The following is a 13,319-nucleotide window of genomic DNA, read 5'->3' as shown; positions in this document are numbered from 1 at the left end:
CCGCGTGTTTTTATTAAAAGACGTTTAACGGAATTTCCTTTGCTTGATTTTCAATCATAGAAGTGAATTGCATAACTGTTAACGGCTTGCTGTAATAATATCCTTGAACCTCATCACAATGCATTTCCTTTAGAGAAACAAGCTGTTCATGTGTTTCTACCCCTTCAGCGATGACCGTTAGTCCTAAACTATGAGCCAAGGAAACGATGGTCTCCACAAGTGCCTTATTAGAATGTTTGCTGATTAGATCATGCACAAAAGGCTGGGCAATTTTTAAGGTGTTAATTGGAAATCTTTTTAAATAAATAAACGAGGAGTACCCTGTTCCAAAATCATCAATCGAAATCCGCACGCCTAAATTTCTTAATGCTTGCATTTTATCAATGGCTTCCTCCGCATCATTTAGGGCTACGCCTTCCGTAATCTCCAATTCTAAAAACTTAGGATTAAATCCGGTCTCATCCAGAACATGGGCGACCATTTTAACTAGGTCTTCATGTACGAATTGAAGCGGTGACAAATTGACAGCGAGCTTTAACTGGTTATTTCCGGCATCGTGCCAAGCTTTCGCCTGCTTACAGGCTGTATAAAGCACCCATTCCCCCATGGGGATAATCAAATGTGTTTCCTCTGCCACTGAAATAAACTCCCCTGGTGGAACCATCCCGGCTTCACGGGTGTTCCAGCGGATAAGCGACTCAACGCCGACCACTTTACCGGTTTGAATATCGACTTGCGGTTGATAATAAAGGATAAACTCATCATTTTTAATCGCGCTGCGTAAGCCGTTTTCTAATGTCATTTTTCGCGATACTTGCAGATTCATATCCTTAGAAAAGAATTTGAAGTTGTTTCTTCCATCTTCTTTTGCACTATACATGGCCATATCAGCATTTTTCAAAAGCTCTTCAGTTGTTCTTCCATCTTTAGGATAAAAGGAAACACCAATACTCAGGGAAATATGCAATTCCTTTTCCTTAATGGTAATGGGCATTGCCACCACGGACTGTAATTTTTGAAGGATGGGAATGACATCTTCTTTTTTATGAATATTATCTAGCAATATTGTGAACTCATCGCCACCTTGTCGGGATAGAGTATCAGTACTACGTAAACTTTGGGCCATTTGCTTAGAAACATATTTTACTAATAAATCACCAAATTCATGTCCAAGTGTGTCATTAATATTTTTAAATCGGTCTATATCGATAAACACAACGGCCAGACGATTTCCATGCTGTTCAGCAGCATCAATAGCTTGCTCCAATTTTTCAAGAAACAGCCTTCTATTTGGCAGACCGCTTAGTACATCATGAAAGGCCATATGTCTCATTTTTTGGACGACATCCTCAAGCTGCTGATTTTTTACCGTAAGTTCTTCGGTTCTTTCTGAAATCTTCTGCTCTAATTCTTCTGTAAGATTGTGATACTGGGCAATCAGGGAATTATTCTCCAGTAGAGTAAAGATTTGACGTAAAATCACTAGGGAAATAGCAACAGCCGAACCGATCATCAAACTGTTATAGCTTTTATTTTGCAGGACCATCACCAAAAATAATAGACATACACTTAAATAAGGCAGCAATAATCGTATTGAAAGGATATCCTTTAACGAGATGCGTTTTGTCCTTTTCATTAAATTCTTCTGTCCATATCTTTCCCTTGCATATGTACCCGAAATCGCCATTAATAGAAATCCTAGCGACCATAAAGGATCAAGCAGACTTCCGGAAAAATAAATGTTATCTGCAGTTAAATATAGAAAAGCTGAGTCGGCAAGGGCCTGAATAATTAAGCTTATCAGAATATAATTGATAACCTTTGATGGAAAAAAACTTTCAGAGCCAAAATAAAAGCTTATGGCGCCAAACAAGAGGATTAAATCCCCAATCGGATAACTTACTGACACCATCATAGAAAATGGAGTTGTGTTGCTTTGAAAAATAATCCCGTGCATAATAAAGTGCCAACTAAAGGTAATAGCAACTGTCATAATGATACAGGTATCAAAGGCGAATTTAATTAAATGCAATCCTTTCCCCGTTTTAATAATTTTATAAATAAAGGCGGACATGAAAGAAACAGTTTGCACTATATAAAATAAGTCCGTCCATCCTGGAAAAGGAACTTCCCTCTTTTGGATATTCTCAATAAAAAACCAAAGGATCTCTGAGATCGAATAACTTAAGCATCCAAGAGAAAGGAGGATCCAAAAAACTTTATCTACTTTTTTCATTTTTCTCGAAGCATGAAGTAAGATAGCAAAGGCAATCAGCGGAGCGAGGATCGAGAAAAGATTCCCTCCGAAAGTCTTGATCCATTCATCGTTTTTCCAATAGTAGATCCAAAAGTAATATCCCAAAATAAATATAGGTGTAAAGTAAAACAATATCCTTTTTTGTTTGATGCAATCCATATTATGACTCCTCTTGCGGTTCAATCTAGTAATATTTAGCTACTATTCTATCATTGATAGTTGTAGAAAAATATTGGAATATATCAATTTGGTTTAAAAGTGGGTGAACCGAATTCGAATCATTACTACGTTATATAAGATGAATACTATGTTTATAGATTAAATTTCCTAATTCTCCTCATCAGCGAAGATTGGGTGATTCCTAACGCATGTGCTGCCTTTCTTGTTGATTTATGTTCCTGTAAGGCATCTTGAATCATCTTCTTTTCAATCCCCTCCAGATAGTCTGATAGGCTTTGACCATTGATAATGAAATGGCTCCGTTGCTGCACTTCTTGGATCACTTTATTGGAAAGGTCAGTGATTTCAATACTATTGAACCGGGCAGTTACCACTAAGCGTTCCATCATATTCTCCAACTCACGAATATTTCCAGGCCAGCTATATTCCTGAAGATATTCAAGTAATTCCGTGCTTAGAGTGGAGGTTTTTCCGTATTTTAACTTAAATTGCTCGAAATAGTGGTAGACCAGTGGGAGTATGTCATCTTTTCGCTCTCTTAAGGGAGGAATTTGAATGGAAACAACATTGAGCCGATAGTATAAATCCTCCCTAAATCGTCTTTTTTGAACCATTTCCAGCAGGTTCTGGTTGGTTGCGGCGATAATCCGAACATCGACCTTCTTTATATTCGTGCCCCCAACAGGTATAAAGGACTTTTCCTGGACTAATTGAAGCAACTTTGGCTGAAGGGTGATCGGCAGTTCAGCTATTTCGTCTAAAAAAAGCGTTCCTCCATGGGCTTTCTCCACTAATCCTACTTTTCCGCTGCTATTTGCTCCAGTAAAGGCTCCTTTTTTATAGCCAAATAGCTCAGATTCTAAAAGGTTTTCCGGTATGGCACTACAATTGATTTGTACAAATGGCTGATCAGCACGGTTGCTGCGTTTATGAATCTCAGAGGCAACTAAGCTTTTTCCAACACCGGTTTCCCCATTTAATAGAATCGTGGCGTCCACTGTGGCAACTCTGTTAATTAAATCAAGCATCTCTTCATGCTTTTTACTTTTCCCGATGACAGGTTCCACTGATTCTGACTGTCTGCTTTTTATTTCCTGCAATTCATCCCAGTATTTTTGGAGCAATGCCTCTGCTTTTTCCAGCTTTAAGGAGGCTCTGACTGTTTCTGTTATATCCTTTACGTGGACTAAAATATAGTTGGTTTCTTCCTCAGCGATTTCAATTAAATATCCAGTGGCTAAATACTGTCGGTCTTTGGAGGTTTGAACAATTGTGACGGTCTCCTTTTTTTCTAGGACCATTTTCGTTACGGATGGATTAAACAAGCCGTCCTTCTCTAGATCGATGACATTCCTGCCGATGACTCTTGAACGTGGCGCGCCCATCTGTTTTGAGCTGGTATTATTAATCCAAAGCGCCGTGCCATACTTGTCCGCAATAAAGATACCATCCTTTAAATGATTGAAAACACGGGAAAAATGCTCATCCTCATAAAACTTCTTTTTCACATCATTTACCTCTTTCAAATTAAATTGAGTCAGAATTGACTCGATTTGCATCGAAAACGATTCATTCTTTAACTATATATTAATAATTTTCTGACTATAATGCAAATTTAGCTTGAACTGTCTTGGTTTTTAAAGATTGGCATGGAATTTGCAATATAGGTTAGTGAAGGGGGGATGGTTATGCACACGATGATGCTTGGGGTAAATAGACAACGACTGCTAAAGACCATTGAAGTAAGTGCTTCGATTGGAGCGACAGAAAATGGCGGATTAAACCGTTTAGCGTTAACCGAAGAGGATCAACAGATGAGGAATCAACTTGTTGAATGGATGCTGCAGGCCGGTCTAAAGGTCAGGATTGATGATTTTGGCAATATTTATGGGAGAAGAAAGGGAAAATTGAAGGATGGCCCGGTTGTAGCGGTTGGCTCCCATCTTGATACCCAGCCATGCGGTGGACGTTTTGATGGGGTTCTTGGTGTGTTAAGTGCATTAGAGGCCATCAGGGTCTTAAATGAACAGCAGCTTGAAACTGATTATCCTATTGAAATTATTAACTTTACTAATGAGGAAGGCGCTCGTTTTACTCCGCCTATGCTGGGATCAGGGGGAGTGGCTGGAGTATTTACAAAGGAGTTTATTTATAACATAAAGGACAATAATCAAGTAAGCTATGAAAATGCCTTACAAAAGATTAATTATTTAGGCGAGAGAAAGCATCGTTTAAAGAATGTGAAAAACTATCTGGAACTGCACGTGGAGCAGGGACCTATTTTGGAAAAAGAACGAAAAACAATTGGGATTGTTGAAGGAATCCAGGGGATGAGCTGGTTAACGGTGACGGTGACGGGCGAGACCAATCATGCCGGGCCGACACCAATGGAACACCGCAGAGATGCCCTTGTCCCAACAGCCAAAATGATTTCAAAGCTGCATGAATTAACAAAAGAAATAGCTGGTTTGAAGATTACAGTGGGAAGGCTCGAGGTGAAACCCAATATAGCCAATGTCATCCCTGGGCAAGTAGAGTTTACAATTGACATTCGTCACAAAGACAACGATATCAGATCCAATGCCATCGAGAGCTTAAAAGAACAATTAAGTACTATTGCCCTGTTGAATAACGTGGATGTCATGATTACGGTTAATTGGGATTCCGACGCTATTGAATTTTCTTCGGAGGTCATGGATGCTGTTGCGGAGGCTTGTGAAAACAGGGGTTACTCAGCGATGAGGCTATTCAGCGGCCCAGGGCATGATGCGAAATATATATCAAAAATGGCACCGAGCGGAATGATTTTCGTCCCCAGTGTAAAAGGAATCAGCCATAACGAAAACGAACTTACATTAGAAGATGACATCGAAAAAGGCGCAAATGTACTTTTACATGTTTTATATAAATTATCAATGAAAAAATGAAACTATAAGGAGTGATTAATCATGTCTCAAAATTTAGTTGAACATAAAGGTGTACAAGCATTGGCTTCTGAAATTTCCATACTTGACCGGAAGCACATGCTTCACCCGTCAACCAATCCAAAAACACAAGCACAATTTGGTCCAAAATTGATTTTTACAGAAGGTAACGGAATTTATCTTAACGATATAAATGGGAAAATATACATTGATGGTGTGTCCATGCTATGGAATGTCAATATAGGGCATGGCAATAAGGAATTAGCAGAGGCAGCCTATGAACAAATGACCAAAGTGGCCTATTCATCTGCCTTTTATGGCTATGCCAATGAACCAACCGTAAGATTGGCTGAAAAAATAGCCGCCCTCACACCTGGGGATTTAAATACCGTGTTCTTTACCTCAGGTGGGTCAGAATCAAATGATACGGCGTTCAAGTTATCAAGATTTTACTGGCAATTACAGGGTTATACTGAGAAGAGAAAAATCATTTCATTGCGAAGAGGCTATCATGGTGTGACCATTGCAGCACAACGGGCAACTGGAATAGATGTGTACCGGGACTTCTCAGGCTCCATGGAACCTGACATGATCAATGCGAAGGCCCATCAAACTGATTGTGAACTCGGCGACAGCGGGCATCCAGAATTTGAAGGCAGTATTCGCGGCATTATTGAAAAGGTAGGAGCAGACAAGATTGCTGCTGTCATTGTTGAGCCAATCCAGGGTGCTGGTGGTGTGCATATTCCTCCTGATGGATATCTTCAGGCAGTAAGGCAGCTTTGTGATGAATACCAAATCCACTTGATTGCGGATGAAGTGATCTGTGGGTTTGGAAGAACTGGGGAAATGTTCGGTGTCAATCATTGGAAAATTGTACCTGACTTTATGTCCGTTGCCAAAGGGATCACCAGTGGGTACGCTCAGCTTGGTGGCGTTGTGATGCGTGAACATATAAGAGATGCCTTTGCTCAATACGATGGGATGCTTGCCCACGGATTCACCTATAGCGGTCACCCGACAGCTTGTGCAGTCGGATTGAAAAATATTGAGATCCTTGAGCGGGACGGCCTGGTGAAAAATGCCGCTACCATGGGGCAAGAACTAGAGAGCGGTCTTGCTTATTTAGAGGACAAATATGAGTATCTCACCAAGAGAAGAGTGAAGGGCCTATTGTCAGGATTTGATTTAATGAAAAGCCCAGAAGGAAATGTCCCGTTTGCTGATGACGTGAATGCCGCGGTGACCATAGTGGATGAATGCTACCAGCGGGGGCTATTAATTAGACCGTTCAACTTTGAATCTGGAATGAATATCGTGGCCATTGCCCCGCCATTGATTATTCAAAAAGAAGAAATTGAAAAAATGATCGCTATTGTCGATGACTCCTTGGCTGCTTTTTCGAAAAAGCTATAGAAATCGGTTATAACTAGTAAAAAATTCCCTTTGACGTTTCTCCTACTCTCTTATATGATATGGGAAGAGAAAATTGCATACTCGTTACTGAAACGGGAGAGGTTCATAGCGGATACCCTCTATAAAAAACTATGGATTCATGACGATTAAAGCCATGTCCATATCGGATATGGCTTTTTTATGTTAAATCTTTAGTTTCCACGAGACCTCTCCTGTAAAGGTTGGAATCCCATCTTACAGGAGGTTTTTTTTATGTCTGGACGTACCAATGAGCAAGGATTACAGGATTTAACACTATTAGGGAATCAGGGCACTGCCTATTCATTTGATTATGCACCGGAGGTTTTGGAGGCAGTTGATAATCTTCATGTCGACCGCGATTATTTTGTCAAATTCAACTGTCCGGAGTTTACAAGTTTATGTCCGTTGACTCGTCAGCCTGATTTTGCCACCATTTATATTTCCTATATTCCTGATAAAAAAATTGTCGAGAGCAAATCCCTTAAATTATATTTATTTAGCTTTAGAAACCATGGTGATTTCCATGAGGATTGCATGAATATTATCATGAACGATTTAATTAAGCTGCTGGATCCTCGATATATTGAAATTTGGGGTAAATTCACACCGCGCGGCGGCATTTCCATCGACCCATGGTGCAACTATGGCAAGCCGGGAACAAAGTTTGAAGAAATGGCACAGTTCCGGTTAATGAATCACGACCTTTATCCTGAAAAAGTGGATAACCGTTAATATGAGTAAAGTGTCCCCCTTTGGTTTTGAACCAAGGGGGTTTTTTTGCATAGGTATTGATTGATCTTGTTACTTGGCCGCTGTTAGTTGGATTAGGTGGAAATAGTTGTAAAAACATATTGACACGTATCTTTGTATTAGTGTACTATTTGATTAGAACACTAATACATGATTGTTTAGGAGGCTTAAATAGATGTTTGCTTTTCAAGGGTTGGTAAAGAAGGATTTCGCCATTTCCAAGCTTTGGTTTATTATTTGGCTGATTTTTATTTCGATGTTTTTGTTTATCCCATGGGCTCTCGAGCTGTATTTTGATGCTCCACTTGTCTTTCTACCAATTGCTGTCATTATACTGCTTCTGTTTCATGCCTTTTTTCTGCCGGGGATGTTATTGTCCATGCTGCGTCTTGAAGGAAAGACACAATTATGGCTTCATAATCCACAAAGCAGTAAAGTGCTGTTCTTATCGAAACTGACGGTCGGCTTTTTCTATCAATTAGCTGCCCAGGTATATTTAACGGCAGTCGGTCTGGCGATTTATGAATTCTATAAAAATCAAATTCATATTAACGCATCCGACTTGTTCTCGGGAATGATGGTATTCAATGCCGGGCTTCTGTTGATAAGTGTATATGTATCTTGCTGGGCAATGTTTTATTGGACTGTCTTTCACTCTTTGGGGAAATTCCCGGCGATTAAAAGTTGGCGCTGGCTCGTCCTTGTAGTGATCTTTTTCCTCTATAATACAATTTCTACACTATTGGGAAAGATTGGGGTTCTTAAAGAGATCGTAAATAAATGGACGATACCAGTCCTGGCAGGCACAAATTTTCAGCATAAACAAGGCAGTTGGGAGATCTATCTGAATGCGGCAGATATCCCGGTACTTGGGTTTTTGATCTATATACTCCTTGCATTCAGTCTATTCCTTGTTTCTTGTTGGTTACTCGACAGAAAAGTTGAGGTGTAGGACGATGGCAAAAGACTTTCAAGCATCAAAACCTATCTATATTCAAATAGCGGAGCACCTTTCATCACAAATTGTTCGTGGCGAGATGAAAGCAGGTGATAAATTGCCTTCTGTTCGGGAAATGGCCATTCAATCAGGTGTTAACCCTAACACCATTCAAAGAACCTATAGTGAGATGGAGAGGATGGGAATCGTGGAGACAAAACGGGGGCAGGGGACCTTTGTCACAGAAAGTGAACAGGTCCTCCAAGTAGTAAAGATACAGCTGCAAACTGAAATTATTGGCGCTTTTGTACAAAACATGAAAGAGCTTGGTTTTTCTCATGAGGAAATGATCCAGGGTTTACAGAAGTACTTTGGGGGGGAGCAAGGGTGACCGTTAAACTGACGACTGTTTCGAAGCGGTATGGGAAAGATTTTTCGTTAAAAAATGTTTCCCTGACATTTGAGACCGGAAAGATTTATGGGCTACTTGGGCCCAATGGCAGTGGCAAGTCAACGACATTAAAAATGATTGCGGGACTCGTTTATCCAGACAGCGGCAAAGTGGAAGTGAGCAGTGAAGAAGTAACAAGAAAAATTAGTGACAAGGTTGCTTATTTAACGGAACTGGATATGTTTTATCCCACCTTTACAGTGGGAAACATGGTGGATTATTATGCTTCACAATTCCCAGATTTTGATAAGGAAAAAGCGGGTCAGCTGTTACTGGATATGAAGCTAGATTCGGCAAGAAAAATAAAGCAATTGTCCAAAGGAAATCGAGGTAGATTGAAACTGGTTCTAGCCTTATCAAGGAAGGCTCAGGTCTTGCTGCTTGATGAACCGTTTTCTGGACTGGACCCCATGGTGCGCGATTCGATTGTGAGAAGTTTGGTCTCCTACATTGATTTTGACGAGCAGACTGTGATTATTGCTACGCATGAAATTGATGAAATTGAACCGCTATTAGATGAAGCAATTGTCATTTTGCAAGGGACGATCATCGATCAGAAAAATGTGGAAGATCTTAGAGAAGAAGAGGGGTTATCTGTTCTGGAGTGGCTTAAAGCTACCATGACTGAAAGGGAGAGAAAATAAATATGAGTAATCCTGTTGTGGAATTGAAAAATGTAACAAAAGTGATAAAAGGGAAAAAAATCATCGATAATTTAAGCTTCAACATTGAAGAGGGGGAAGTATTCGGATTTTTAGGGCCAAATGGAGCTGGAAAAACCACAACGATTCGGATGATGGTTGGCCTTATGGGGATTACCTCCGGCGAAATATTGATTTGCGGCAAGAATGTAGAAAAGGAATTTGAGGAAGCACTGCTGAATATTGGCGGGATTGTTGAGAATCCGGAGCTTTACAAATTTTTAACCGGATATCAAAATTTGATGCAATATGCAAGGATGATAAAGGGAATTTCTAAGCAAAAAATAGAGGAAGTCGTAGAGTTCGTCGGTTTAAAAGAACGTATTCATGATAAAGTAAAGACCTATTCTTTGGGTATGCGGCAGCGCTTGGGATTGGCGCAAAGCCTGCTTCATGATCCAAAGGTAATGATTCTCGATGAACCAACCAACGGGCTCGATCCGGCTGGAATCAGAGAGATCCGTGATCATTTGAAAAAATTAACCAAGGAAAAAGGGATGTCTGTTATTGTCTCCAGCCATCTATTAGCGGAAATGGAAATGATGTGTGACCGTATCGCGATTATTCAACATGGAAAGCTCATTGACATCCAAAAGGTTCATGAATATAACCAGGAAACAAAACCAAAATACTTCTTTGAAGTGAATCTAACCGATCAAGCCAAACTGAAAAAACTGAATGTATCCTTTGAAAAAATGAAGAATGGGATTGTCATCGAGATGGGTAAGGAAGATGTCCCAAATATGATTCAGTTTTTTGCGGAAAAAGGAATCCGTATTTTCGAAGTGAAGCCAATCGCCAAATCGTTAGAAGAACGCTTTTTAGAAGTCACGGAACAGGGAGGGAAACTCCATGCATAATCTTATTGTTAATGAATGGATCAAAATATTTAAAAGACCCGGCACCTATGTGATGATGGGGCTACTTGTTCTTAGTATCATTGCATCAGGGATTTTAACGAAGTATTTTGAAGATAAAGGAAAAACGCAGAATCCCCAGTGGGAACAGCAGCTTAACCAGCAGATTGCCAAGGATCAAAAGGAACTAAGTGAACTGCCCCCGACAGCTGGAGCGTATAAGAAAAGTTTAAAAAGGCAAATTGCTATTAATCAATATCGTTTAGATCATAAACTTCCACCTGACCAAGAATCAACGGGCTGGACATTTATTAATGACAACAAGTCTCTCATTACATTTGCTGGTTTATTTACAATCATTGTTGCGGCAGGGATCGTGTCAAGTGAATTTGGCTGGGGGACGATAAAGCTGCTAATGATTCGTCCGATCAAGCGGTACAAAATCCTCTTATCTAAATATTTTACGGTGATTTTATTCGGTGTATTGATGATGACCATCTTATTTGGGAGTTCCGCCATACTTGGCTTTGCTTTATTTGGAGCAGGAGAAAGCAATCCTGTACATCTTGCCTATGCCAACGGCAGTGTCGTTGAACAAAATATGCTGGTTTATTTAATCAAGACCTATTTCTTGTCATCTGTTGGTGTCCTCATGATTACGACAATGGCGTTTATGATTTCTGCTGTATTTAGAAACAGCTCGCTGGCAGTAGGTATTTCAATTTTCCTATTATTAATGGGGGGACAGGTCACTTCCTTGATCGCAATGCGGTACGATTGGGCAAAATATAGTTTATTTGCCAATACGGACCTAACACAATATATCGATGGAACCCCAATGGTCGAGGGGATGACAGTTGGCTTTTCAATTATCATGCTGTTCATCTACTTTCTCATCTTTCAACTCTTGGCGTTTGGGGTGTTCACAAAGCGTGATATAGCTGCTTAGAAACCGAATAGGCAATTCTGAAGTCTCCTGTCATCAGGTGCCATCTATTAGGAACTGAACTCCAAAGCGGGTTCAGTTTTTTTATTTGTTTAGTAAATCAAGGTGTTAGCATACGTTGTAAGGGCCTTATTGTATAAGAGCTAAAAATGTATCAAAAACAGGTGTCGATAATAGATGAATGATTAAGAAAAATTAACTATTACTGCACGAAAGAGCGACAAAATATTCCTATTTGCCGTGTTATTTTATTCATAACTACACACTTTGGGGAGATCAGAATGAAGAAGATAACGGCAGTTATGATTTTGATAATGGGCATTTTTTTCTATACAGATCATACGGAGGCCAGCAGTAACCAATTAATCATTATTAATAAAAAGACCAATACCCTTGCTTTTTATAGTGGAGGGACTTTAGTCAGGACTTTTAAAGTAGCAACCGGGAAAACAAGGGGATTAACTCCGGAAGGATTATTTAGAATTGTGACGATGATAAAAAATCGTCCTTACTATACGGGGAACATCCCAGGGGGAAGTCCACGCAATCCTTTGGGGGATCGATGGCTGGGGCTGAACGCTGCAGGTACGAATGGAGACACCTATGCCATTCATGGTAATAATAATGAAAGTTCCATTGGAAAGTATATCAGTCATGGATGTGTCCGCATGCATAATGCGGAGGTGCGCTGGTTATTCGGCCAGGTCCAAATGAATACACCGGTCATTATCACTTTTTCTGAAAAGTCCTTTGAGGCAATAGCTCTGGCAAATGGCTTTACGGTGAGTGGTGGTAGTGTCCCTGTTTATGGCTCGATTGATGGAGTGTCAGATGGTTGGAGCGTGGCCGATGGTAAAAAGTATTATTACGAGGATGGAAAGCCAAAAACAGGCTGGCAAATCATCGCTGACAATAAGTATTATTTCAATAGTAAGGGAGTTATGCAGACCGGTTGGCTTGATGCTGGTGGAAAAAGATATTATCTTGATCAAAATGGCATCATGAGAATAGGATGGCTGGAAATTAACGGACGTAAGTATTTTCTGGGAAATGACGGATCGATGGTGATTGGTTGGCTGGAAGATGGCACTAAGAAATATTATCTTGATCAAGCAGGGATCGTAAAAACAGGCTGGTTGGAGCTTGAAGGCAAGAAATATTATTTTGAAAGTGACGGTGCTATGAAGTTTGGCTGGCTTGATGATAGCGGCAAGAAATATTACTTTGATCAAAGTGGGATCATGAAAACAGGCTGGCTGGAGGAACATACGCAATGGTACTATTTTGATCAGCTGGGAGACTTGCAGACGGGTTGGATTAATGATAAAGGAACCTGGTACTACATTAACTCGAACGGTGTGATGAATTTAGCCATCCACGATTTGAATGGTACATCAGATTCATCAGAACTCAAGTCAGGCTGGTTAGCCTTATCAGGGAAAAGGTACTTTCTGGGCAGGAGTGAATCAGTGGTAACCGGGTGGCTGGAATATCAGGATCGCTGGTACTACTTGAATGTAGGGTCAGTTATGCTGGCAAACTCTCAGCTGGACAGTCAAATTCATGTGAAAGAATAGTATCATCTGTGGAAAAAAGAAGCCATGAACACAAATTCATAGCTTCTTTTTTGATTAGTGATAATCAGTAGGCAGCTTATTGGTGGGATCGTTGCTGCCTTGCTTTTCTTTATTCTTTTTATCCTTTGCTTGTTTATCATGTAATTTTTCAACAAACTCATGTGTGCTTTCTTGTTTCATTGAAATAAACCTCCTTGTTTTGTAACCGTAATCAGTGATTATTATCTCCGAATGGTAAAGGAATAATTTATTTTTTATCAAAAATGAATTGTATAATTTGCCACATACTCCGATAAACATTA

At 40.0% G+C, this 13,319-nt stretch carries 12 protein-coding genes; 9 read left to right on the top strand and 3 right to left on the bottom strand.

The annotated features are described in order from the left end of the window. Positions 1-13: 13 nt before the first annotated feature. Together ACI3K6_RS08605 and ACI3K6_RS08600 are read right to left on the bottom strand one after the other, a co-directional pair. Positions 14-2,416, bottom strand: coding sequence for a DUF4084 domain-containing protein (locus tag ACI3K6_RS08605; RefSeq protein WP_435554477.1), 2,403 nt, complete (start codon positions 2,414-2,416; stop codon positions 14-16). A gap of 152 nt (positions 2,417-2,568) precedes the next feature. Then, the gene (locus ACI3K6_RS08600) at positions 2,569-3,945 is read right to left on the bottom strand and encodes a sigma-54 interaction domain-containing protein (protein ID WP_435554476.1); all 1,377 of its coding nucleotides are present in this window, start codon (positions 3,943-3,945) and stop codon (positions 2,569-2,571) included. A gap of 180 nt (positions 3,946-4,125) precedes the next feature. Here ACI3K6_RS08600 and ACI3K6_RS08595 point away from each other — a divergent pair, with 180 nt between their 5' ends. The 9 genes from ACI3K6_RS08595 (at position 4,126) to ACI3K6_RS08555 (ending at position 13,017) form a co-directional block, all read left to right on the top strand. Further along, on the top strand, positions 4,126-5,364 hold the full coding sequence (locus ACI3K6_RS08595; protein WP_435554475.1) for a Zn-dependent hydrolase: 1,239 nt from the start codon (positions 4,126-4,128) through the stop codon (positions 5,362-5,364). A gap of 21 nt (positions 5,365-5,385) precedes the next feature. After that, on the top strand, positions 5,386-6,777 hold the full coding sequence (locus tag ACI3K6_RS08590; RefSeq protein ID WP_435554474.1) for an aminotransferase family protein: 1,392 nt from the start codon (positions 5,386-5,388) through the stop codon (positions 6,775-6,777). A gap of 252 nt (positions 6,778-7,029) precedes the next feature. After that, positions 7,030-7,530, top strand: a complete 501-nt coding sequence (queF, locus tag ACI3K6_RS08585; protein WP_435554473.1) for a preQ(1) synthase — start codon at positions 7,030-7,032, stop codon at positions 7,528-7,530. Positions 7,531-7,723: 193 nt separating this feature from the next. Beyond that, on the top strand, positions 7,724-8,500 hold the full coding sequence (locus ACI3K6_RS08580) for a hypothetical protein (protein ID WP_435554472.1): 777 nt from the start codon (positions 7,724-7,726) through the stop codon (positions 8,498-8,500). A gap of 4 nt (positions 8,501-8,504) precedes the next feature. Next, positions 8,505-8,876: a GntR family transcriptional regulator gene (locus tag ACI3K6_RS08575; RefSeq protein WP_435554471.1), complete on the top strand. Its 372-nt coding sequence runs from the start codon at positions 8,505-8,507 to the stop codon at positions 8,874-8,876. Then, positions 8,873-9,580 (top strand): ABC transporter ATP-binding protein, encoded by a 708-nt coding sequence (locus ACI3K6_RS08570; RefSeq protein ID WP_435554470.1) that lies wholly within the window; start codon positions 8,873-8,875, stop codon positions 9,578-9,580. The genes ACI3K6_RS08575 and ACI3K6_RS08570 overlap by 4 nt, the downstream gene beginning before the upstream one ends. 2 nt (positions 9,581-9,582) lie before the next feature. Beyond that, entirely contained in the window at positions 9,583-10,497 is a 915-nt protein-coding gene (locus ACI3K6_RS08565; RefSeq protein WP_435554469.1) for an ABC transporter ATP-binding protein, read from the top strand. Further along, complete coding sequence (locus ACI3K6_RS08560) at positions 10,490-11,443, top strand: ABC transporter permease (protein ID WP_435554468.1); 954 nt, start codon at positions 10,490-10,492, stop codon at positions 11,441-11,443. Before ACI3K6_RS08565 ends, ACI3K6_RS08560 begins: the two co-directional genes overlap by 8 nt. A gap of 278 nt (positions 11,444-11,721) precedes the next feature. Beyond that, positions 11,722-13,017 carry a L,D-transpeptidase gene (locus ACI3K6_RS08555; protein ID WP_435554467.1) on the top strand — a complete coding sequence of 432 codons (1,296 nt, stop codon included), beginning with the start codon at positions 11,722-11,724 and terminating at the stop codon, positions 13,015-13,017. Between the two features lie 54 nt (positions 13,018-13,071). Here the strand turns inward: ACI3K6_RS08555 and ACI3K6_RS08550 are convergent, their stop codons facing one another. Beyond that, complete coding sequence (locus ACI3K6_RS08550; protein WP_335476356.1) at positions 13,072-13,197, bottom strand: DUF4023 domain-containing protein; 126 nt, start codon at positions 13,195-13,197, stop codon at positions 13,072-13,074. Between the last annotated feature and the right edge of the window lie 122 nt (positions 13,198-13,319).

Source organism: Neobacillus solisequens, assembly GCF_051233465.1.
In the GTDB taxonomy this organism is placed as follows: Bacteria; Bacillota; Bacilli; order Bacillales; family Cytobacillaceae; genus Neobacillus.
This window is presented reverse-complemented; position numbering and strand designations above follow the sequence as displayed.